The following is a 23,558-nucleotide window of genomic DNA, read 5'->3' as shown; positions in this document are numbered from 1 at the left end:
GCCCCGGTTAACGGGGCTATTTTATTAAACTTTTAGTGTTTAGTCATTATTTGCACCGAGAAGATGCAAGATAGATGTGAAAAGGTTATATACATTTAAATATAAACTAACCGTTGCACGGATGTAGTTGGTTTCACCACCGTTAATAATGCGGCTAGTATCGAACAAAATTAAGCCAGACATAATAAATACGATAGCTGCGTTCATTGCCATGAATACAACTGAGCTACCAACAAATAGGTTTACTAGACTAACTAACACAACCACGATTAAACCAACAAAAAGGAAACCACCTAAGAAAGAGAAATCTTTTTTTGTGGTCATTGCGTAAGCAGATAAACCAAAGAATACCAGCGCTGTAGAACCTAATGCCTGCATAATCAGCATAGGACCGTTAGGCATAGCTGCGTAATGGTTAAGCATAGGCCCCAATGCGGCACCCATTAGGCCTGTAAATACAAATACCCATGGTAGACCTGATGCGCTGTCGGCTTTTTTGTTAACAACGAAAAGGGTAACTAGACCAGCAATACTGAATACTAAACCCATCATGTAAGGTAATTGCATTGCCATTGAGATGCCTGCAGTTACAGCACTGAATAGCAAAGTCATACCAAGTAGCATATAGGTATTGCGTAATACCTTATTAGTTTCAAGTACTGATTGCGCCGATTTTGGCGAAGAGTACGTGTGGTTAAAGCTCATAAATAACTCCTTAAATTGAAACGCATTCCTGTTAGGTTTCAGAACTGCGAACAGCATATCAATTAACATGTTAGGTAGCAATTCTATTCCTATATTAGAACGGTGAAGTAGGGCGTTTAGTTCAATTTAATTTCGAAATTTGATTGTAAAACGCTCGGGTTGCGTGTTTATTGTGCGTTTGATAAATAAATTGAAAAAAAAGCTTCACAAGTGAAATAGAATCCCCTAATATTCGCCCCGCTGCGGAGAGATGGCTGAGTGGTTGAAAGCACCGGTCTTGAAAACCGGCATAGGTTAATAGCCTATCTAGGGTTCAAATCCCTATCTCTCCGCCACTTTCTTTATTGCGGAGAGATGGCTGAGTGGTTGAAAGCACCGGTCTTGAAAACCGGCATAGGTTAATAGCCTATCTAGGGTTCAAATCCCTATCTCTCCGCCACCTCACCTCATACCTAAGTCTACTTTAAATTTTATTAATTTTTGCCAAGCTTACACTGTGTTTAAATCTAGTGATTCAGTTATGGACAAAAAAATAATTCTTAAAGGCATTGCTTACTCACTCTTTTCCCCATTTGTTATCGGGTGTCTTATAGGCATGTACTATGTATTTACACTTGAAAGCGGTAACAGCCAATTATTCTTCTCTATTTTATTGAGTGCTGTTGCTAATGCGCATATTGTCGGGCTTACAATGGGTATTTGTGTGTTGCCAGTATATTTGTACTTAGTCAAACGTAGCAAAACTAACAACACTGCGGTTTTAACCGCAGCGCTTTTTGGTGGTGCACTTTTTAGTTTTATGTTTAATGTTGCTTCCGGACAGGTGTTTATTGTCAATACTACAATGGCAATTTTAGCCGCTGGTATTTTTATTGTGACGCAAAAAAAACAAATCTAGTTTCACGGTGAATAAATAGTAAACAAAAAAGTGAATATTTAGCGATATTCGCTTTTTTTAGCTTAAAAAGGTTTCATTTGTTGTTCCGAAAGAGTACCTTTAAGCTTTGTGAATATTGAATTGTTAACTTTTCCAAATAATGAATAAAGAAAGCTTATATCAAAGTTTAAACAATCAAGTGGTAGCTTTGATTGAAGATGAAACTAACCTGATCGCTAATCTTGCAAACGTCAGTGCGTTATTAAATATTGCTCTAGAAGATATCAATTGGGTTGGCTTTTATTTATTAGAGAACGACACGCTTGTTTTAGGTCCTTTCCAAGGTAATCCTGCTTGTGTGCGAATTCCAATTGGTAAAGGTGTATGCGGTACTTCCTTCGAGAAAAAGCAAACTTTACGTATTGAAAACGTTCATGATTTTGAAGGTCACATTGCTTGTGACGCAGCATCTAACTCTGAAATTGTAATACCTCTCATTAAAGATGGTAAATACATCGGTGTTTTAGATATTGATAGTCCAAGCTTAAATCGCTTTGATCAAGATGACCAAACTGGTTTAGAACTTATAATGGCATCATTAAAAGAGCACCTTTAAATGAAGGACTGGTTGAATGTCCAAGATTACCTTTTTGCTATTGACCAAGTAGGCGATTGGGAAGGACAAGAAGAAACGGTTGCTGAAAATCTAAACGAACTTATTCACATTGCTTGGCAGACGCTTCCTGAAGAAAGCGATGCTGAGACGATAGACAGAATTATTGAAGGCATTTGGGAGCACCTGCGTGGTGATACAGCGATTTTAGATGCCGAAAATGAAGAATTAATCGATTGGGTGTTACATTATGTTGCGCATCAATTGGAAAACAATTTAGACGAAGAGATTTAAATTTAAGGTTAAACACATGGACTCTACTAACAAGCTAAAAGATATTAAAGAGGTATTAAATTACCTTTACACAGAGTTTCCAGCCTGTTTCAAAGAAAAAGACGGTATTAAACCGTTAAAGGTTGGTATCTTTAAAGACATTGCTGAGCGTATCGATGGTGATGAGCGAGTGAGTAAAACGCAAGTGCGACAAGCACTTCGTAAATACACTTCAAACTGGCGTTACCTAGAATCAGTAACCAAAAATGAGTTCCGTATTGACCTTGATGGTAACGACGCAGAAAAAGTTGAAGAAGAGCACGTTGAACACGCAAACAAAGCGCTTGAAGAGAGCCGTGCAAAACTAGCTAAGCGTAAAAAAGCTGCACCACGTAATGCGGGTGAAAAGAAATCTTACAAAAAGAAAGGTACTTTTGCAGATAAAAATAATGCAAAAGGAACTAAATTTACTTCTAGTAACACTAATAAAGACAAACCTGTACGTCGCTCTAACAAAGTAGAAGCACTACCTTCAGGTGATATTAAAGTGAACGCAGAAGTAAAAGTTAAACTTGGCCAAGCTTTAGTAAAAGGCACAATCACTGAAGTGAACAAGGAAGACATTCATGTAGTTCTTGTAACTGGCATGCAGGTGAAAACCAAAGCAGAGAGTCTATTTATCGTATAAGGAGACAGTGTATGAGTGAGAAGTTTAAGCTTATTCCACTGGCGGCAGCGCTTTTTTCAGCAAATTTATTTGCTTCTGCCGATACAATTAGCATTGAAAATTTACCTGAGTTAAAACAGGAAATACAGCATATTGCTGCAACCAAGCGAATAACCAATTTATTTACTCGCTCACACTACAAACTTATACGATTAGATGACGACTTATCTAGCCAAATCTATGACCGTTATTTAGAGTCAATTGATAGCAACAAGAGCTTGTTCCTTCAATCTGACTTAGCTAAATTCGAACATTTCAGGTATGAGATTGATAATGCGTTAATTAAAGGCGACATGTCTTTTGCATTTGAAATCTTTAACCTGAACATGCGTCGCCGCTTTGAACGTTTTGAATATTCCCTTTCTTTACTTGATAAAGAAATGACGTTTGACAAAGAAGATAATTATTTCTTCGACCGTGAAGATGCTGTAGTGCCTAAAACTGAGGCTGAGCTGCATGAAATATGGCGTCAACGTGTTAAGTACGATGCATTGCGTTTAAAGTTAACGGGCAAAGAATGGCCAGATATTAAAGAAATTCTTAAAAAGCGTTACCGTTATACTCTTAAACGAATTTCACAAACGAATAGTGAAGATGCTTATCAAATTGCAATGAACTCATTTGCGCGAAGCATCGAAGCACATACATCCTATCTTTCACCTCGTCGTGCCGAGCAGTTTAAACAAGATATGCAACTTGAGCTTGAAGGTATTGGCGCAGTTTTGGGTGTTGATGAAGATTACACTGTAATTCGTTCATTAGTCCCAGGTGGTCCAGCGTCAAAAACTGAAAAGCTTAAGTCAGATGATCGCATTATTGCGGTAGCCCAAGGCCAAGATCAATTTGTTGATGTTATCGGTTGGCGATTAGATGATGTGGTAGACTTAATTAAAGGCCCGAAAGGTACTAAGGTTCGTTTACAGTATTTAAAAGGGTCAGATTCGCACGGCACGCCGCTTGAAGTTGAAATCATACGTGACAAAATTCGCTTAGAAGATAAAGCTGCTAAATCTAGTGTATTTGAGCCAGTTTATTCAGAGCTTGATACAAAAATCGGGGTGATTGAAATCCCGGGTTTTTATAACAACCTGTCAAAGGATGTTAAAAAAGAATTAGCTAAACTACAAGAGCAACAAGTAGACGGCATTATTATCGATTTACGCGGTAACGGTGGGGGGTCTCTATATGAAGCAACCCAATTATCAGGTTTGTTCTTTGATAAAGGCCCGGTAGTTCAAATTCATAACATCAATGGTAAAGTTGAAAAACAAAAAGACCGCGATGGTGTAACTTATTACGATGGTCCCTTAACAGTCCTAGTAGACCGTTACAGTGCGTCCGCTTCTGAAATTTTTGCTGCAGCAATGCAGGATTATGGTCGCGCCGTAATCATTGGTGAGCAAACCTTTGGTAAAGGAACTGTGCAACAGCACAGAAGCCTTACTAAAGCGTTTGATCTTTTTGAAAACCCACTAGGTAGTGTGCAATACACAATCGCAAAATTTTATCGAATTAATGGCGGCAGTACTCAACACAAAGGGGTTATTCCGGATATTAAGTATCCTTCACCGATTGACCCTGCAGAATGGGGCGAAAGTCAGGAAGATAATGCCTTACCTTGGGATCATATTCGTAAAGCGAGTTATTCCAAGTTAGATGACCTATCACCGGCGATTTCCTTCTTAACAGAGAAGCATAACGAGCGTATTGCGTCAGAGCCTGAGTTTATTTATCTTAATGATGACATTGCAGTTTATCAAAAAGAAAAAGATCGTGATTCAGTTACGCTTGTCAAAGCTAAACGTGAAAAGCAACGTGAAGAAGACAAAGTTAAATCACTCGCACGTGCAAATGAGCGATTAAAGCGTTTGGGCCTAGACCCAATAGCATCGCTTGACGATGCGCCAGATGTTTTGGATGAAATTGATCCAGGTTTAGAAGAAGCGGTTCATATTACTTCAGATTTTATTAAGTATGGCCGTTACGCTAAACACTAATCATCTTTGATTTTAGCAAGCGCCGATTTTTAAAAAGTCGGCGCTTTTTTATGTGAATTTTAAAATAACAAAGTCAACACTTAATGATTATTTGGTTAAGTGATGCTGACAAATAATGACAACAATTTGAGGTATCTTTGTGAAGCAAGTTAAACAAGCGACCTTTTTAGACGCTTTAATTCCAATTAGCGTTTTAGTGCTCCTGCTTGGCACATCCGTTTATTTATACAGTGATGATTCATCATATGGCCCTAACCAAATAGCACTTTTGTTTGCCGCAGCTATTGCAGTGCTTATTGGTCTTAAAAATGGATTTAAATGGGGGGAACTTGAAGAAGCAATGGTTAAAGGTATAACCATTTCTTTAGGTGCTGTACTGATTCTACTTATGGTAGGTGCATTGATAGGTACTTGGTTGTTATCCGGTACTGTTCCTTCACTGATCTATTATGGTTTACAACTTATCAATCCCCATTGGTTTTATGCTGCCAGTTGTGTGCTTTGCGCCATTGTTGCACTTAGTATCGGTAGTTCTTGGACTACAGCTGCGACCATAGGTGTGGCATTACTTGGTGTTTCTTCAGGACTTGGTCTTGACCAAGTTGTGACGGCAGGTGCAGTTATTTCCGGTGCCTATTTTGGCGATAAATTAAGTCCGTTATCTGAAACGACGAACCTAGCACCGGCTGTTGCTGGCAGTAATCTATTCCAGCATATTCACCATATGCTTTGGACAACGGTACCAAGTTTTATTATTGCACTGATTATTTTCTTGGTTTTAGGCTTTAATGCTGAAGGGATCCCGAATGAAGGTCGTATTGAAGAGATTTCAAGTATTCTTCTTCAAAACTTCAACATTGGTATCGAGATGTTAGTGCCGCTTGTTGTTTTGTTAACTCTGGCTATTAAAAAAATGCCAGCGTTTCCTGCAGTTGCTATTGGCGCATTTGTGGGGGCTATTTGGGCGTTATTATTTCAACAAGAACTGATTGCAAGTCAGATTGAAACTGGCGTGACACACTTTGTTGGCACGTTTAAATTAGTCTGGGCGGCGTTCTTTAATGGATTTAGTATTACCACTGGCGACGACAAGATGGATAGCTTATTAAGTGGTGGTGGTATGTCAGGCATGTTAAATACAACATGGTTGATTATCTGTGCTTTGATGTTTGGCGCCGTGATGGAAAAAGTTGGTCTTTTGAAAGTCTTCGTTTCGGGTATTTTAAAGATTGCAAAAAGCACCGGTTCTCTTATTGCGTCAACTGTTGCGACATGTATTGGTACAAACTTAATCGCAGCCGATCAGTATATGGCTATTGTAATGCCAGGACGTATGTTTAAAGAAGAATATGAGAAACGTGGCTTGGCACCTGTAAACTTATCACGCACTTTAGAAGATGGTGGAACAATTACCAGTCCATTGATCCCTTGGAATACATGCGGTGCTTATATGCAGAGTGTACTTTTAATTAGTCCTTTAGATTATGCAATGTATGCATTTTTCAATTTAATTAACCCTGCATTAGCAGTTATATATGCTTACTTTGGTATTAAGATATTAAAACTAGAGCCTAAACATATTCAATCACGTGAAGCATAACTTAGTGGAGTAATTTTTATGAGCGAACAACATATTTCGACTAATCAAGCTAAGTATCGTAAAGATTATAAGGCCCCAGACTTTCTTGTTGACTCATTATATTTAGAGTTTGATTTACAACCAACACAGACACGTGTGTTACAAAAATCACACTATAAAAGAGTTACAGAAAACGAAAGTGATTTATGGCTGGATGGTGTTAATCAGACACTACATTGCATTAATGTGAATGGTGTGCCGTTTTCACAATATGAACAGTTTGAGCAAGGGATTTTATTAAAAAATTTACCGTCAGAGTTTGAACTTCATATCGAAAGCGAAATTGATCCGCAAAACAACACCTCATTAGAGGGGTTATATTTATCAGACGGTGCTTATTGTACCCAATGTGAAGCAGAAGGCTTTCGAAAAATAACTTATTTTCAAGATAGACCAGATGTATTGACTAAATACACGGTAAAAGTAATTGCTGATAAATCATTTACCCATTTACTTTCGAATGGTAATAAAATTGAAAGTGGTGAGCTTGCAGACGGAAGGCACTTTAATGTGTGGCAAGACCCATATAACAAACCAAGCTATTTATTTGCCCTTGTAGCTGGTGATTTTGATGTTCTCCAAGACACGTTTAAAACTCGAACTGGTCGTGATGTGCTATTAGAACTCTTTGTAGATAAAGGTAATTTAAACAAGGCAGACCATGCCATGGCATCACTAAAGCGTGCGATGAAGTGGGATGAAGAACGTTTCGACCTTGAGTATGACCTAGACATTTATATGATTGTCGCCGTTGATTTCTTCAATATGGGGGCAATGGAAAATAAAGGCCTTAATATTTTTAACTCAAAGTGTGTTCTTGCCAACCAGGCAACCGCAACTGACCGTGATTATCACACCATTGAAAGCATTGTGGGTCATGAGTATTTTCACAATTGGACTGGAAACCGAGTGACGTGCCAAGACTGGTTTCAGTTATCATTAAAAGAAGGTTTAACGGTATTTCGCGACCAAGAATTTAGCTCAGACATTGGTTCACGTGCGTTAAACAGAATTGATGCAGTAAAAGTGATGCGTGGACCGCAGTTTAGTGAAGATGCAGGACCAATGGCGCATCCGATAAGACCGGATAAAGTGATTGAAATGAACAATTTCTATACGGTTACTGTTTATGATAAGGGATCTGAAGTGATCCGCATGATGCACACCTTATTAGGTGAAACTAATTTCCAAAAAGGTATGAAGCTTTACTTTGAACGTCATGACGGAACAGCTGCTACCTGTGATGATTTTGTGAGTGCAATGCAGGATGCATCAAATATTGACTTAACGTTATTCTCAAAATGGTATAGTCAATCAGGCACACCTGAGCTAAACGTGGATAGACATTATAACGAGTCAGATAAGACCTTAACTTTAACAGTCACGCAATACACGGCACCGACACAAGATCAAAGTGAAAAACAAGCTTTACATATTCCACTCGCGATAGAGGTAATTTCACCAAAGGGTATCTCGCAGCCATTACAAATTAACGGCGAAGTTGTTGGTAATGTGGTGAGTTTAAAATCAGAAACGCATCAATATATCTTTGAAAATATTGAGCAGGATAGTGCGGTTGTTTTCCTTGAAGACTTTTCTGCACCTTGTAAAGTTGAGTTTGACCAATCTCTAGATGAGTTAATCACAATTGTTAAACATGCACGCAGTGATTTTTCAAAATGGGATGCGATGCAGCGATTGATGATTGTATGTTTGAAATCGAGTATTGATTCTGGAAGTGAATTGCCCAAAATGGTACTTGATTTATTCAATGAGTTACTTTCGTCAGAGTCAAAAGATTTAGCTCTGTTAAGTGAATTAATTACATTGCCAAGTTTTGATGCAATTGCGGCAACCTACAAGACAGTTCCAGTCGACAAAATCTGTGCACAATTAGCTGGTTACAAATCCACATTGGCAATGGAGCTAAAAGACTCACTGGTACAACTTTACACATCGTTAGATGAAAACGGCGGTTTGGATGCACACAGCATTAGTGTCCGTGCATTGAAAGGGTGTATTTTGAGTTATCTGGCATTAACTGATTGGGATCAGGCTTCACACGAACTAGAACAGCAGTTCACTGACAGTAATATGACCAATAGTTTAAATGCATTGAGTGCAGTATGTGACAGTTTGCATTCAGTACATAGCGAGTTTTTAACTCGTTTTAAGGAAAAATGGCAACATGATGTGCTTGTATTAGATAAATGGCTAGCACAAGTGGGGCGCTTAAAATCAGAAAATATCACAGCGACAATTACTGAAATGTTCGCAAATGGGGAAGTTGATATTACTAACCCGAATCGTGTTCGTGCACTACTTATGAGTTATTGTATGTTCAATCCACAAGCATTTCATGCTGTTGATGGCTCAGGGTATACTTTACTTACCGATTTGCTAATTAAACTCGACAAAATTAACCCACAAAATGCTGCACGCCTTATTACACCGCTTATGAGTTATAAACGTCATACTATTGAGCGTCAGAATAAGGTAAAAGAACAACTCAAGCGTTTAGCTGATATTTCAGATCTAAGCCCAGATCTCTACGAAAAAGTGAGTAATGCTCTTAATGGTGAGTAAAACTTACTATTTTGCATTAAACCTTAACTACGATGAGTGTATGGCTTATTACGAAGGCCATTACACTCAAGTACAGGTATTAAGTGATTGTGGGAAGACAATTCGCTTTGATGCATCAAAGTTACGTCCTTTTGTTTCTTCTATTGGTATAAAAGGGCGTTTTCGTATTCATTTAACGGCTGAAAATAAATTTATTTCTTTAGAAAAAATCATTTAAAATCATTGTCTTGATTAAAATTTCGGCGTTTTTCAGGTAACTTTTTCAAGTTCTTTATCATAAGCACTTTTCATTTCGATTATTTAACTGGTAAGATGTCTTACCTATGTGATTAGAAAGTAGAATATCTAATAACAAGAGTGAATCTTTAATCGTTGTTTCAATGATTTTGTGATATCTCATGTTTTACTTGTAATTTTATGAATTGCTTTCTATCGTTACAAGCATACTAAAAACAATAACTTGATAACAAAACAGCCCGCCATAGGGGGAATATATATGATAAAAAGTCCTCTTTTTGTCAAAAACAAACTGGCTTTAGGTGTTACTGCAGCATGTATGGCACTAGCAAGCCAAACTGCTTCAGCCGCATCATTTGAAGTTGGTGGTTTTGAAATACAATTTGACTCAACATTTTCATACGGTACTAGCTATCGTGTAGAAGACCGTGACTTCGATAATCAAATCGGTAAATCTAATCATCCTCGCTTTGATTGGACTGGTTATCATCCTGCACTTAATCCAATTTACTCTTCAAGTGATATCTGGTCTCAGCCAGGTACTTATTCGAATAATGGTGATGCAGGCAACCTAAACTTTGATAGCGGTGAAGCGTTTTCACAGTTATTAAAAGGAACACATGAACTAGAAATTCGTAAAGACAATTATGGTTTCTTTACGCGTTTTATGTACTTCTATGATTTCGCACTAAATGACACTGATTTAGCATATAAAAACCCAACGTCTGGTCAAGGTGTCGACCCATGTGCAAACAAAGAATCAGAAGAACTTGTATGTAAAGACCTTCGTTTACTTGATGCGTTTGCGTATGCAGATTTTGATTTGAACGACGGTTACAACCCACTTTCTATTCGTCTTGGTCAACAAGTAGTTAACTGGGGTGAAAGTGCACTTATTTCCCATGGTATCAATATTAACCCTGTTGATATTGACCGATTAAAAGCACCAGGTGCGGAAGTTAAAGAAGCATTTATACCTGTAGGTATGCTTTGGGCATCACTTGGTATCACAGAAAACTTTTCTGCTGAAATGTTCTACCAATACCAATGGCATGAAACACGTCTACCGGTTGCAGGTACTTACCTATCAACCAATGACTTTGCTGCTGTAAATGGTAATGCTAATAACGTGCAACTCGGTTTTACTTCAAACCCTGATATCGACTTAGCTTATCTAACAAACTCATTGAATAGTATGTATGCTCAGTGGGGACAAGTGTTAGCGTCACAAGGCATGGATCCAACGAGCCCTGAAGCGCAATCATTGCTTGCAAGTATGTACCTTGCACATCCAACAAAAGTTGCGATCAAAGCAAATGGTGATAAAGCGATGAAAGAGCCAAAAGATTCAGGCCAATATGGTTTGAAACTTGGTTGGTTTGTTCCTGAACTTAACGAAACAGAGTTTGGTCTTTACTATGTAAATTACCATAGTCGTCGTCCATTAATTTCTGGTAAAGCATCTAACTTTACAGCTCCTGCAATTGGTCACGATTTAGCTTACATTGCTAACAACACGATCACAGCTGATAACATTACTAATTTAAAAGGTTTCACAGAAGCACAACTTGAATATCCAGAAGATATTAAAATGTATGCTTTCAGCTGGAACACAGCCATTGGTGAAACGGCATTTGCTGGTGAATTCACTTATCGTCAAGATGAGCCACTACAAATTGATGATGTAGAGCTGCTATACGCAGGTATGGCAGAACAACTTGCAAACCCTGGTGTACCAGATGCGGTTCGCCAAGATATGTTTGCTGGTATTTCTCAAGTAGAAACGGTTGCGCCAGGTGAAGTTGCCCAAGGTTATATCCTTCGCGATACTGCACAGCTTCAATTTAGCTTAACGCATTTATTCGGCCCTTCATTAGGTGCTGATAGCTGGGCTGTACTTGGTGAAGTAGGTGGTGTTCACGTTAAGGATTTACCTGAGTATGATGAACTGCGTCTTAATGCACCGGGTACCGCACGAAGTGGTATTATGCAGGGCCCTGCAGATGACTACACTGCACTTCATCTATTACTTTCAAACGGTCCAGAAACAAATCAATTTGCTTCTGCAACATCTTGGGGTTACCGCTTAGTTGCTAAAGGTGAATATAACAACTTATTTGCTGGTGTAAACTTCTCACCACGTGTTGTGTTCGCACACGATGTGAATGGTACAACACCAGATCCAATGTTCTTATTTGTTGAAGATCGTATGTCAGCATCAGTCAACCTCAACTTTAACTATCAAAACCAGTGGTCGTTTGACTTTGGTTACAACAGTTTCTGGGGTGGCGGTAGTGCAAATGGCTTAGCAGATCGCGACTATGTTTCATTTAATATCAAGTATTCAATTTAAGGGTAACAATATGATTAAAAAACCTACCCTAGTGGCACTGGCTCTTCTTGGTGTGTTTAGCACATCATCAGCAGTTGCTAAAATTACCGCTGAGCAAGCAGCTCGATTAGGTCAAGATTTAACACCACTAGGTGCAGAAAAGGCTGGAAATGCTGACGGTTCTATTCCTTCTTGGGAAGGCGGTATTACTAAAGCGCCAGATACTTATAAAGTGGGCGATCACCACCCAGACCCATTTGCGGATGATAAAGTATTATTCACTATTGATAAGTCAAACCTTGATCAATACAAGGAATTATTATCTCCAGGTCAAGTGGCGATGTTTGAAGCTTACCCTGAAACGTTTAAGATGAATATCTATCAAACGCGTCGTAGTGCTTCATACCCACAATTTATTTATGATGCAACGAAAAAGTATGCAACCACTGCTGAGCTTGTTGAAGAAGGAAATGGTATTAAAAATACTGCTATCGGTATTCCTTTTCCAATTCCTGAAACAGGTCTAGAAGCAATTTGGAACCATATTTTGCGCTACCGTGGTTTGTCAATTCAACGTTATGGTGGTCAAGCCGCACCTACAGCAAGTGGTTCATATAATATTGTTGGATTTGATGAGCAACTGCTGGTTAAATATTCTGAACAAGATGCAACACCTGAATCGTTGCAGAAATCAAATATCTTATTCAAGTTCAAACAAGCTGTCACTGAACCTGCTCGTCTTGCAGGTACTGCATTACTTGTTCACGAGACGATGGATCAGGTATTAACACCACGTCAAGCTTGGACTTATAACACAGGCCAACGTCGTGTTCGTCGTGCACCGAATGTTGCATACGATGCACCGGGAACAGCTTCTGATAGTCTACGTACAACTGATGATTTCGATATGTTTAACGGTTCACCAAACCGTTATGACTGGAAATTAGTTGGTAAAAAAGAAATGTACATTCCGTACAACAGCTACAAGCTTCATAGCAATGAGCTGAAGTATGATGATATTTTGATGCCTGGTCATATTAACCCAGAACATGTGCGTTATGAAAAGCACCGTGTATGGGTTGTTGAAGCAAATCTGAAAGAAGGTACACGTCATATATACAAAAAACGTGTTTTCTTCATTGATGAGGATAGCTGGCAGATCCACGTTGCTGACTTATATGACAACCGTGATCAACTTTACCGTGTCGCTATGGCACACGGTGTGAACTACTATGAAGTGCCAACTCACTGGAGTACTTTGGATGTTTATCATGATCTTAATTCACGTCGTTACTTAGCCATTGGCCTAGATAACGAAGAAAAGATGTATGATTTCCAACAGTCATTCAAAGATACCGAGTTTACTTCAAATGCATTACGTCGCTCAGGCCGACGCTAATAAAATAATACGGCCCGCGAGGGCCGTTTTTCTCACAACGCTACCGCTACATATATGAAAAAATATCTATTTTTAATGGGCTCTCTCATGGCGACTGGGGCACTTGCTCAAGTGTTGCCGCAACCAGCAATTCACGCAAAGCTTGCAGCGCAAAATTTGCTAACGGATATTACCCCTGTGGGTAAATCAACAATTGCGGTTGGTAAATGGGGAAACATTGTTTACAGCAACGATTCAGATACATGGCAACAAGCAAACACACCCGTTCAAAGCTTATTAACGGCTGTGCACTTTGTTGACTCACAACACGGCTGGGCTGTAGGTCATGACGCTACAATCTTACACACACAAGATGGCGGTCAAAACTGGCACATTCAACAATATTTACCTGAGTTAGATAAGCCTCTTTTAGATATCCTTTTTTTTGATAACCAGCATGGTTTAGCAATTGGTGCATATGGCTTAACTTACCGCACTCATGATGGCGGAAAAACATGGCAAAAAGAATTTTATGATTCATTGTTGTATGAAGAAGACCGTGAATACTTAAATGACTTAAAAGAGTCGGACCCTGAAGGTTATCAGATAGAAACACAAGCAATCTTACCGCACTTTAATAAATTATACCTTGACGGTGAAACACTTTGGCTTGTCGGCGAACTTGGTTTGATGGCCACCAGTAATGATATGGGCAAAACATGGCAACGCCTTGATGAAATTTATGCTGGCTCGTTTTTCTCGTTTAATAAACTCGACAATCAATACCTAGTTGGTGGTCTTCGAGGCACTGCGTTTACCAGTACTGACGGTGTTGAATGGACACAATTAGAGACAAACACAACTGCATCAATCAATAATATTGAAATTGTTGGTGATAAAGCCATATTTTTAGCAAATAGTGGTGTTTGGCTAACATATAGTGATAACCAAATTTCAAAATCAGTGACCAAAGCAGGTAAGTCACTTATGGCCGGTGCGTTCAATCAGAATGGATTAATCATCGCATCAGAAGCGGGAATACATAAACTTAGCGTGCAGTAATTATGAATTCAATTTTAACAAAAATAGAAACAAGTTTATTCAGACATCGTCTAGCTGTCCTTTTGGTCTTTCTGGCTGCCACTGTTTTTCTAGGTTTTAAAGCCACACAAATCAAACTTGATGCGTCATTTAATAAAAATATACCGCTAAACCACGAGTATATGAAAACCTACTTGAAGCATGAAAAGCAGTTCGGTGGGGCGAATGGCATTTTAATTTCAGTGTGTGATGCACGTGGCGATATTTTTAATCCAGAGTTTTTCACACAACTCAAAAATGTACATGACCAATTATTTTTTATCCCAGGTGTAAATCGTCCACTGGTAAGTTCTATATTTGCCCCGAGTGCACGTTTTGTAGAAGTGGTTGAAGATGGGTTTGCAGGTGGTCCAATTATACCTGCTGATTTCAAAGCGGATGCACGTGGATTAGCAATAGTTAAAGAAAATATCGAGAAAGCGAAAGTTGTTGGCCGAATGGTCGCAAATGACTACTCGTGCGCTATGGTAACAGCGCAATTAATGGAAACTGATCCGAAAACGCAAGAAAAGCTGGATACGTTAGCTTTTGCTGAAAAGCTTGAAAGTGAAATTCGTAATAAGTTTACGACAGAGAATGTCTCAATTCATATTATTGGCTTTGCCAAAATGGCAGGTGATGTTGCTGATGGTGCGAAAGATGTTGTGCTGTTTTTCTTGATTGCAATTTTAATCACAACTGTAATGGTTTGGCTTTTCTGTAAGAGTATGAAACTAACTGTGTTACCAATTTTATGCTCATTAATAGCGGTAATATGGCAATTAGGTTTACTTAATCTGGTTGGTTTTGGTTTGGACCCGATGTCCATTCTTGTGCCTTTCTTAGTCTTTGCAATTGGTGTGAGCCATGGTGTTCAAATGATCAATAGTATTGGTCAAAAAGTAGCGCAGGGCCTTTCTAACAAAGTTGCAGCGCAATCGAGTTTTGCTGCGTTATTAGTACCAGGCGGTATCGCGCTACTCTCTGACACTGTTGGTTTCATTACATTACTTTCAATTGATATCGGTATCATTAGAGAGCTTGCAATTACAGCGAGTCTCGGTGTGGCGGTAATTATTTTTACTAACCTTATTTTATTACCTGTAATCGCATCATACCTTGATTACACTAAGATGAAGCGAGTTGACGATGGTAATGGCGAAACACATGATGCATTTGCTGGTATTCGTGAACTACTAGTAAAGGCAACGGAGCCAAAAACCAGTAAAGTCATTTTATTTATTTCGGTAGCTTTGTTTGTATTTGGCTTCATGAAGTCAAATGAGATGCAAATAGGGGACTTACATGCCGGTGCACCGTCACTTCATGAAGATGCCCGTTATAACCAGGATACGTTTCTAATTACCGATAAGTACTCAATTTCTGTTGATATCTTAAAAGTGATTGTTGAAGCTGAGCCCGAAGCCTGTACCTTCCATGACACGATGGAACGTATCGATCGGTTCCAATGGAAACTTCAAAATGTTGAGGGTGTTCAATCTGCTGTTTCTTTGAGTAGTATTGCGCAGCAGGTTAATGCAGGCTACAACGAAGGTAACTTAAAATGGCAAACATTGCCGCGTAATACTGCATCACTTGTACAAGCGTCTAGTCGTGTTGAAACCAGTACAGGTTTACTCAATAGTGATTGTTCAGTTATGCCTATTGTTGCTTTTATTGAAGACCACAAAGCTAAAACAATTAACCATGTAATTGATGCTGTTAAACAATTTGCAGAAGAAGAAGGCACTGATTCACTCAAATTTAAATTAGCTTCTGGTCCTGTAGGTGTAATGGCTGCAACCAATGAGTCAGTAAGTGAAGCACAATTACCTATGATGGTTTACGTTTACGGTGCTGTGATCATTTTGTGTTTAATCAGTTTCCGTTCACTACGGGCCACAATTGCAGTGGTGTTACCGCTCTATGTGGTGTCTACTCTTGCGCAAGCACTAATGGTTTACCTTGAGATTGGATTAACTGTAAGTACCTTACCGGTAATTGCACTGGGTGTTGGTATTGGTGTCGATTACGGAATTTACATTTTGTCATCAATGAGTGGTTTGTTACGTCAAGGGGTGCCTTTAACAGAAGCATACCGTCGTGCATTGATTGAGCGAGGTAGTGCCGTACTATTTACAGGTATCACACTTGCGGTTGGTGTAAGTACTTGGGTGTTCTCGGCGCTTAAATTCCAAATGGACATGGGTATTTTGTTAACCTTTATGTTTTTGGTCAACATGTTAGGTGCTGTACTCCTCCTACCAGCACTCGGTACGCTACTGTGGCGAAAAAAAACTTCTGAATAAATGTGTACTGAAATGGCCAGAAATGGCCATTTCTATCTATATTTTGTGAATAGTAAGCCAACTGGTTGAAATATGTACTGGTTTGCTACAAAAAATGCTATTTTTATCTATGCTAAAAGAGTTAGAATTCACCTGACTCCACTGCAGTTAGATAGACTGCAAATAGTTACCGTTCACAGGTAGGTATAGATAAGGAACACATAATGACTCAACAAGAAGGCCAAACCTCAGTTTTACTGGAAAACGTATCATCGTTGATCCGAAGTAAAGTGAAAGCCACTAATGTGTCGCTTGTCGAAAAGTTTGCTAAAACGCTTTACAGCAATATGTCGAGTGAAGATTTAGCAAGCCGTAATGACAGCGATTTATACGGCGCAGCACTAAGCTTATGGAACAGCCTTGAAAAACAAACGGACGATAAAGCGCTAATCCGTGTTTTTAATCCAGAACTGGCTAATAATGGCTGGCAATCCTCTCACACCATCGTTGAAATTATCGCAAAAGATATGCCGTTTTTGGTTGATTCGGTACGTATGGCATTAGCTCGTGAAAACATCGTTTCACATTTACTGCTTCATTCACCTCTTAAAATTAAACGTGATGAGAAAGGTTTAATTTCTGCCTTATCCGGAATGAAAACAGAGCAAGAATCTGATTCTAATAAAACAGTGTTTTTTATTGAAATTGACCGTCAATCAGACCAATCTGTGATCGCATCTATTAAAAAAGAATTAGAGTCAGTGTTAGCAGATGTATCTGTAGCTGTTGAAGACTGGTTAGCGATTAAAGATAAGCTAGTTTCAATTAGCAAAGAGTTACCAAAGCGCAAAGGCTACAAAAACAAAGACGAAGTTAAAGAAACGGTTGAGTTTTTAGATTGGCTGGCAAAAGATAACTTTACTTTAATGGGCTATCGCCAATATGACTTATCGCCGATTAAAGGCGATTACCAGCTGACAGGTGTTGCTGGTACAAGTTTAGGCATGATGAAAAACTCGAATGAATCAAAAGCGCGTCTTTTATCTGAATTACCTGAAATTGCACGCAAAGAAGCGCATAGCGATAACTTATTGATACTGACTAAAACAAACTCAGTTTCGCGTGTTCATAGACCTGCCTATATTGATTACATTGGTATCAAGCGTTTTGATGATAAAGGCAATGTAATCGGTGAAGACCGTTTTATTGGTCTATTCTCTTCGAGTTTTTATAACAACAGTGCAGCGGATGTTCCGGTATTAAAGAGCAAAATTAAGCGTGTGCTTGATATGACAGATTTTGCTCCTGGCACACATGCTTATAAAGCTGTTCTAAACATCTTAGAAACCTATCCTCGTGATGAATTATTACAAGCACGAGAGCGTGAATTACTTGAAGTGGCTTTAGGTGTTCATCATATGCAAGAACGTGACATGTCACGTGTTTTTGTGCGTCAAGATACTTACGGACGCTTCTTCTCTTGCATGGTTTATGTTCCAAGAGAGCGCTATAACACCGCCCTACGTAGAGAAACACAAAAAATCTTAGCCAATGCATTTGGCTCAACTGAGCAAGTTGAATTTACAACGTTTTTCTCAGAATCAATGCTTGCACGTACACATTATACAGTACGTGGCTGCGACCAAAATGTTGAATATACAGTGAAACAAATCGAAAGAAATCTTATTGAAGCTGCTCGCACTTGGGAAGATAAGCTTCACACAGCCTTATTAGAAAGAGCGGGTGAATCGCGTGGCAATGAATTAACCCGTAAATATGCAAAAGCATTTGCAAGTGCGTATCGCGATCAAGTGTTACCGAGTGCTGCTGTTGTTGACATTGAAAAGTTAGAAAGCTTATCAGACGATAATAAGCTTGCGATGCTTTTCTATCGCCCACAAGAAAGTGCTAATACAAGTGAAGTGCGTTTAAGCCTATACCATAAGAATGAACCAATTCACCTATCGGATGTGATGCCAATCATTGAAAACTTTGGTTTACGTGTTATTGGTGAAACGCCTTATTCAGTTAAGACCGAAGACGGTCAAGTTAACTGGATCATGGATTTCAGCATGTTGATGAGTAAAGATGGGCTAGGTGACTTTGAGAAAGTATCTGAACGATTCCAACTTGCGCTGCTTAATGTATGGAACAACAAACTTGAAGATGACGGCTTTAACAAGCTGGTTCTAGCAGCAAGTTTAAAAGGCCGTGAAGCATCTATAATTCGTGCTTACGCAAAATACATGCGCCAAATTGGTGTTACTTTTTCACAAAGCTACATTGAAAGCACATTTGAAAACTACCCACATATTGCGCAGTTACTAGTAAAACTATTCGACAAAAAGTTTTCTCCAAAGTCTAAGTTCACTGAAAAAGGTTACGAAAAAATCGTAAACGATATCATCGCTGAACTTGATAATGTTGCTAACCTTGATGACGACCGTATTATTCGTTTATACGTTGATATGATTAATGCGACACTTCGTACTAACTTCTATCAAAAAGATAAAGACGGTATCAATAAGTCTTACATTTCATTTAAGGTTCAACCAAGCCTAATTCCAGAAATGCCATTACCACTACCTGCGTTTGAAATTTTCGTTTATTCGCCGCGTGTAGAAGGTGTTCATTTACGTGGTGGTAAAGTTGCTCGTGGTGGCCTTCGTTGGTCAGATCGTCGTGAAGACTTCCGTACTGAAGTACTTGGTCTAGTAAAAGCACAACAAGTTAAAAATACGGTTATTGTGCCAGTTGGTTCTAAAGGTGGCTTTGTTTGTAAACAATTGCCGACTGAACGTGAAGCTTTCTTTAAAGAAGGCCAAGAGTGCTACAAATTATTTATCCGTGGCCTACTAGATATCACAGATAACATTCACCATGGCGAAATTGTGCCACCTGTTGATGTTGTCCGTCACGACGAGGATGACCCATACCTAGTAGTTGCAGCTGATAAAGGTACCGCAACCTTCTCTGATATTGCTAACGGTATTTCTGAAGAATATGGTTTCTGGCTTGGTGATGCATTTGCATCAGGTGGTTCTATTGGTTATGACCATAAAGCAATGGGTATTACCGCAAAAGGTGCTTGGGAATCAGTGAAACGTCACTTCCGTGAAATTGGTATTGATTGTCAAACTACTGATTTCACCTGTGTTGCGGTTGGCGACATGGCTGGTGATGTATTTGGTAATGGTATGCTGCTTTCAGAACATATACGCTTGCAAGCTGCATTTAACCATATGCATATCTTTATTGACCCAAACCCTGATGCAGCGTCATCGTTCATTGAACGTAAACGCATGTTCGAACTACCACGTTCTTCATGGGAAGATTATAACAAAGACTTAATTTCTCAAGGTGGTGGTATCTTCTCACGTAGTGCGAAGTCGATTACCTTAACGCCTGAAATTAAGAAAATGTTGGGTACTAAGAAAGCAACGATGACACCAAATGAGTTACTACGCGCCATTTTAATGATGCCAGTAGATTTAATTTGGAACGGTGGCATCGGTACTTATGTTAAAGCGAAATCAGAAACGCATGCTGATGTGGGTGATCGTGCAAACGATGCGCTTCGCGTAAATGGTGAAGAGCTTAACGCTAAGATTTTTGGTGAAGGTGGTAACTTAGGTGCAACGCAATTAGGCCGTATTGAATTTACAGCAAACGGCGGTCGAATGAACACTGACTTCATCGATAATGTAGGTGGTGTTGCATGTTCAGATAACGAAGTAAACATTAAGATCTTACTAAATGTACTCGTTTCTGAAGGTGACTTAACTAAGAAACAGCGTGATGAATTGCTTTACTCTATGACAGATGAAGTAGGTCGTATGGTAATTAAAGACTGCTACCGTCAAACCCACACGCTTTCAGTTACTCAATTAAAAGGTCCACAAACCTTAAAAGAGCAAATTCGCTTTATTCATGCACTTGAAAAAGAGGGTAAGTTAAATCGTGATATCGAATTCTTACCATCTGATGAAGAATTAGCTGAACGTCAAGCTGCTGGCAAAGGGTTAACTCGTCCAGAGCTTTCAGTACTGGTTTCGTACGCAAAAATGGTGTTAAAAGAACAATTAGTGATTGAAGAAATCACTGATAATCCGTTCTATCGTCATCTACTTGTTGAAGCATTTCCAGTACCGCTTCGTGAACGCTTTAATGATGCAATGGATAATCACCCGTTACGTGCTGAAATCATCGCAACTAAACTTGCAAATGAAATCGTAAACGATATGGGTCTTAACTTTGTTGTGCGCATGAGTGAAGAAACAGGTGCACCAGTAAGTGAAATTGTACTTTGTTACTCAATGGCAAAAGCAATTTTTGAACTTGGTGATGCGTGGCAAGAAATTTCAGAACTGGATAACAAGATCCCGTCAATTGTACAAAGCGAAATGCTTTATCAATTACGACGAACAGTTCGCCGTGCAACTCGTTGGTTCTTACGTCACCGCAACAAAGCGCTTAATATCGAGCAAACTATCGAATTCTTCGCACCTGCGTTCGCTGATTTAAGCGAAAATATTACATCTTATATGGTCGCGGAAGAAGCAGATAAACTGAGTTCAGAAATTAACATGCTTGCAAAAGAGGGCGTGCCTGAGACACTAGCAAAACGCATTGCTCAGTTATCTAGCCTGTTCTCTGTGATGGACCTAGCTCAAGTTGCTGAAGCATCGAGTAAGCCAATTTCTCAAGTATCAGAAACATACTTCAAGCTTGGTGCGGGTATGGGTCTTCACTGGTTCCTGGATCAAATTACTCAGCAACCAGTTGCGAACCATTGGCAAGCACTTGCACGTGCATCATATCGTGAAGAGCTTGATTGGCAACAACGTTCATTGTCTCAAGTTGTACTTAGCAACTGTAAGACAACGGAGTGTAACGTTGATACCATCATTGAAGGCTGGATGAATGAGCATCAAGTACTACTAGAGCGTTGGCAGCATATGTTAGCGGAGTTTAAAACATCACAAACGCATGACTTTGCAAAATTCTCAGTAGCGTTACGTGAATTAATGTTACTCAGCCACAATTGCGATACTGCGCAATAACAAAAATTTAGATACAATACCCCGGAATTTTCCGGGGTATTTTTTTATTAAGAGGTCAACACAATTATGTTTTATGATTTAGCGCGTCGTTTTATGTTTAGTAAAGATGCTGAGTGGTCGCATGACTTTGCTTTATCAAACCTAAAGCGATTTGCCAATACACCGTTATCGATGTGCTGGTCTCAGTCTGTTGCAAGTAGGCCAACAACATTTTTGGGCTTGGAATTACCAAACCCAGTGGGTCTTGCAGCTGGTCTTGATAAAAATGCTGAATGTATTGATGCCTTTGCTCAAATGGGCTTTGGTTTTATTGAAGTAGGTACGGTAACACCTCGTCCACAAGCAGGTAATGATAAACCTCGTATCTTCCGTTTACCTGACGCTAATGCAGTCATCAACCGCATGGGATTCAATAATAAAGGTGTCGATTATTTACTAGAAAATGTAAAAAATGCGCAATACAAAGGCATATTAGGCATTAATATTGGTAAAAATAAAGACACACCTAATGAACAAGGTAAAGATGACTACATTCATTGTATGCGCAAAGTGTTTACGAGTGCGTCGTATATTACAGTGAATATTTCATCTCCTAACACGCCGGGATTACGCGATCTTCAATATGGTGAAGCATTGGATGATTTGCTTGGTTCATTAAAAAATGAACAACTTGATTTAGCTGCTAAACACGGCAAGAGTGTGCCAATGTTAGTTAAAATTGCCCCTGATCTTGATCAGATCCAAGTAGAGCAAGTGTCTGAATCATTGATCAACAATAAAATTGATGGTGTGATTGCTACGAATACCACATTAGATCGCACTGCAGTTCAAGGTATGCAACATGCCGATGAAGCAGGGGGGTTATCTGGACAGCCTGTACGTCAAAAATCTACCGAAATAGTTAAAGAAATTAAGCGTTTAACAAATGGTGAATTACCGATTATTGGTGTCGGTGGTATTGATTCTGCAGAATCTGCAAAAGAAAAATTCAGTGCTGGGGCAGATTTAGTTCAAGTTTACACTGGGTTTATTTATCAAGGCCCACCAATGATCAAAAAGATCATCGATTCTTTATAAGGATCGGTTATTTAACATTATGATCCTATTGAAAATAATCTAAAAAATAGTTTATTTTTAAAGCGATAGCTCTATAATCCTCAGAATGATAAGTTTTGGGGATTTTTTATGTTACAAGCAGGGAAAGACTGGCGATGGTATGCCTGTGAAAATCGCAATCGCCTTGTGTTGTTCGTCGAATCAACGCAAGAAGAGCTTGTAATGCCTTACAAATTTCGCCAACTTACTCAATCTGCTATTGAAGGTGGTGCTTTCAGCCTTGAAGATGCTGCTCTTTATGAGCAGATCTGTCACTACCTTGCTGCATTTAATCTATGGAACGATGGCGAAATCGCCGTTATCGCCTTGCATGCAACAGCTGCAAAACTACAATTAAAACCTGTTCTCGCTAAAAGTTGGTTTTTTAAACCATACCAAGGCCAAACACCGAGTACAGAAGCAATTATTACGCTCAACTCTCAAAAAGAATCAGGACAGTTCTTAATTATTGAGTGCGATGGTGAGAGTTCGCTATGTATGTGTTTAGAACATCAGATGAAACTTGATGAGCATTTTACATTAACACGATTTGAGACAATCAAAGTGTTAAATGACAGAGTTAATCCTATATTAATCAATCAAACACAATTAAAACGCGCTTAGGCTTTATCGCACCCTTGTTGTAAAACTGTTATACTTCAGCCAGT

16 protein-coding genes and 2 tRNA genes are annotated in these 23,558 nt (G+C 39.1%); 17 read left to right on the top strand and 1 reads right to left on the bottom strand.

The window, feature by feature from the left end; all coding sequences use genetic code 11:
- Positions 1-39: 39 nt before the first annotated feature.
- Positions 40-705, bottom strand: a complete 666-nt coding sequence (locus tag OM33_RS11130) for a Bax inhibitor-1/YccA family protein (RefSeq protein ID WP_038641717.1) — start codon at positions 703-705, stop codon at positions 40-42.
- A gap of 244 nt (positions 706-949) precedes the next feature.
- Between OM33_RS11130 and OM33_RS11125 the strand changes: the two genes are divergently transcribed.
- From OM33_RS11125 to OM33_RS11045, 17 genes are all read left to right on the top strand, one after another.
- A tRNA-Ser gene (locus tag OM33_RS11125) sits at positions 950-1,040 on the top strand.
- A gap of 13 nt (positions 1,041-1,053) precedes the next feature.
- Positions 1,054-1,144: transfer RNA gene (locus OM33_RS11120), tRNA-Ser, on the top strand.
- An 81-nt stretch (positions 1,145-1,225) separates the two neighbouring features.
- The gene (locus OM33_RS11115) at positions 1,226-1,603 is read left to right on the top strand and encodes a hypothetical protein (protein WP_038643288.1); all 378 of its coding nucleotides are present in this window, start codon (positions 1,226-1,228) and stop codon (positions 1,601-1,603) included.
- Positions 1,604-1,742: 139 nt separating this feature from the next.
- The gene (locus OM33_RS11110; protein WP_052140979.1) at positions 1,743-2,198 is read left to right on the top strand and encodes a GAF domain-containing protein; all 456 of its coding nucleotides are present in this window, start codon (positions 1,743-1,745) and stop codon (positions 2,196-2,198) included.
- Positions 2,199-2,489, top strand: coding sequence for a hypothetical protein (locus OM33_RS11105; RefSeq protein WP_038641713.1), 291 nt, complete (start codon positions 2,199-2,201; stop codon positions 2,487-2,489).
- A 16-nt stretch (positions 2,490-2,505) separates the two neighbouring features.
- Positions 2,506-3,156, top strand: coding sequence for an RNA chaperone ProQ (gene proQ, locus OM33_RS11100; RefSeq protein WP_038641710.1), 651 nt, complete (start codon positions 2,506-2,508; stop codon positions 3,154-3,156).
- Between the two features lie 11 nt (positions 3,157-3,167).
- Positions 3,168-5,192 carry a carboxy terminal-processing peptidase gene (gene prc / locus OM33_RS11095; RefSeq protein WP_038641708.1) on the top strand — a complete coding sequence of 675 codons (2,025 nt, stop codon included), beginning with the start codon at positions 3,168-3,170 and terminating at the stop codon, positions 5,190-5,192.
- Positions 5,193-5,331: 139 nt separating this feature from the next.
- The gene (gene nhaC / locus OM33_RS11090; protein ID WP_052140978.1) at positions 5,332-6,792 is read left to right on the top strand and encodes a Na+/H+ antiporter NhaC; all 1,461 of its coding nucleotides are present in this window, start codon (positions 5,332-5,334) and stop codon (positions 6,790-6,792) included.
- 18 nt (positions 6,793-6,810) lie between these two features.
- A complete protein-coding gene (gene pepN / locus OM33_RS11085; RefSeq protein WP_038641704.1) occupies positions 6,811-9,417 on the top strand; it encodes an aminopeptidase N in 2,607 nt (868 codons plus the stop codon).
- Positions 9,407-9,634 carry a DUF2835 domain-containing protein gene (locus tag OM33_RS11080; protein ID WP_038643287.1) on the top strand — a complete coding sequence of 76 codons (228 nt, stop codon included), beginning with the start codon at positions 9,407-9,409 and terminating at the stop codon, positions 9,632-9,634. Before pepN ends, OM33_RS11080 begins: the two co-directional genes overlap by 11 nt.
- Positions 9,635-9,913: 279 nt before the next feature.
- Complete coding sequence (locus OM33_RS11075) at positions 9,914-12,007, top strand: DUF1302 domain-containing protein (RefSeq protein ID WP_038641702.1); 2,094 nt, start codon at positions 9,914-9,916, stop codon at positions 12,005-12,007.
- Positions 12,008-12,017: 10 nt separating this feature from the next.
- Entirely contained in the window at positions 12,018-13,385 is a 1,368-nt protein-coding gene (locus tag OM33_RS11070; protein ID WP_038643285.1) for a DUF1329 domain-containing protein, read from the top strand.
- An 87-nt stretch (positions 13,386-13,472) separates the two neighbouring features.
- Complete coding sequence (locus OM33_RS11065) at positions 13,473-14,426, top strand: WD40/YVTN/BNR-like repeat-containing protein (protein WP_234402691.1); 954 nt, start codon at positions 13,473-13,475, stop codon at positions 14,424-14,426.
- Between the two features lie 2 nt (positions 14,427-14,428).
- Positions 14,429-16,753 carry an efflux RND transporter permease subunit gene (locus tag OM33_RS11060; protein ID WP_038641700.1) on the top strand — a complete coding sequence of 775 codons (2,325 nt, stop codon included), beginning with the start codon at positions 14,429-14,431 and terminating at the stop codon, positions 16,751-16,753.
- A 203-nt stretch (positions 16,754-16,956) separates the two neighbouring features.
- Positions 16,957-21,795: an NAD-glutamate dehydrogenase gene (locus OM33_RS11055; RefSeq protein WP_038641697.1), complete on the top strand. Its 4,839-nt coding sequence runs from the start codon at positions 16,957-16,959 to the stop codon at positions 21,793-21,795.
- 66 nt (positions 21,796-21,861) lie between these two features.
- The gene (gene pyrD / locus OM33_RS11050; RefSeq protein ID WP_038641696.1) at positions 21,862-22,872 is read left to right on the top strand and encodes a quinone-dependent dihydroorotate dehydrogenase; all 1,011 of its coding nucleotides are present in this window, start codon (positions 21,862-21,864) and stop codon (positions 22,870-22,872) included.
- 108 nt (positions 22,873-22,980) lie between these two features.
- The gene (locus tag OM33_RS11045; RefSeq protein WP_038641694.1) at positions 22,981-23,514 is read left to right on the top strand and encodes a cell division protein ZapC domain-containing protein; all 534 of its coding nucleotides are present in this window, start codon (positions 22,981-22,983) and stop codon (positions 23,512-23,514) included.
- Positions 23,515-23,558 lie beyond the last annotated feature (44 nt).

This window comes from Pseudoalteromonas piratica, from assembly GCF_000788395.1.
Taxonomy (GTDB): domain Bacteria; phylum Pseudomonadota; class Gammaproteobacteria; order Enterobacterales; family Alteromonadaceae; genus Pseudoalteromonas; species Pseudoalteromonas piratica.
Note: the sequence above shows the minus strand (reverse complement) of the source record. Positions and strands in the feature narration are given on the sequence as shown.

Excerpts from the sequence above, each read along its gene's own strand:
- proQ (WP_038641710.1), top strand. The coding sequence starts at position 2,506 with ATGGACTCTACTAACAAGCTAAAAGATATTAAAGAGGTATTAAATTAC.
- OM33_RS11055 (WP_038641697.1), top strand. The coding sequence starts at position 16,957 with ATGACTCAACAAGAAGGCCAAACCTCAGTTTTACTGGAAAACGTATCA.
- pepN (WP_038641704.1), top strand. The coding sequence starts at position 6,811 with ATGAGCGAACAACATATTTCGACTAATCAAGCTAAGTATCGTAAAGAT.
- OM33_RS11075 (WP_038641702.1), top strand. The coding sequence starts at position 9,914 with ATGATAAAAAGTCCTCTTTTTGTCAAAAACAAACTGGCTTTAGGTGTT.
- OM33_RS11115 (WP_038643288.1), top strand. The coding sequence starts at position 1,226 with ATGGACAAAAAAATAATTCTTAAAGGCATTGCTTACTCACTCTTTTCC.
- OM33_RS11110 (WP_052140979.1), top strand. The coding sequence starts at position 1,743 with ATGAATAAAGAAAGCTTATATCAAAGTTTAAACAATCAAGTGGTAGCT.
- OM33_RS11065 (WP_234402691.1), top strand. The coding sequence starts at position 13,473 with ATGGCGACTGGGGCACTTGCTCAAGTGTTGCCGCAACCAGCAATTCAC.
- OM33_RS11045 (WP_038641694.1), top strand. The coding sequence starts at position 22,981 with ATGTTACAAGCAGGGAAAGACTGGCGATGGTATGCCTGTGAAAATCGC.
- OM33_RS11060 (WP_038641700.1), top strand. The coding sequence starts at position 14,429 with ATGAATTCAATTTTAACAAAAATAGAAACAAGTTTATTCAGACATCGT.
- OM33_RS11130 (WP_038641717.1), bottom strand. The coding sequence starts at position 705 with ATGAGCTTTAACCACACGTACTCTTCGCCAAAATCGGCGCAATCAGTA.
- OM33_RS11070 (WP_038643285.1), top strand. The coding sequence starts at position 12,018 with ATGATTAAAAAACCTACCCTAGTGGCACTGGCTCTTCTTGGTGTGTTT.
- pyrD (WP_038641696.1), top strand. The coding sequence starts at position 21,862 with ATGTTTTATGATTTAGCGCGTCGTTTTATGTTTAGTAAAGATGCTGAG.
- OM33_RS11105 (WP_038641713.1), top strand. The coding sequence starts at position 2,199 with ATGAAGGACTGGTTGAATGTCCAAGATTACCTTTTTGCTATTGACCAA.
- OM33_RS11080 (WP_038643287.1), top strand. The coding sequence starts at position 9,407 with ATGGTGAGTAAAACTTACTATTTTGCATTAAACCTTAACTACGATGAG.
- prc (WP_038641708.1), top strand. The coding sequence starts at position 3,168 with ATGAGTGAGAAGTTTAAGCTTATTCCACTGGCGGCAGCGCTTTTTTCA.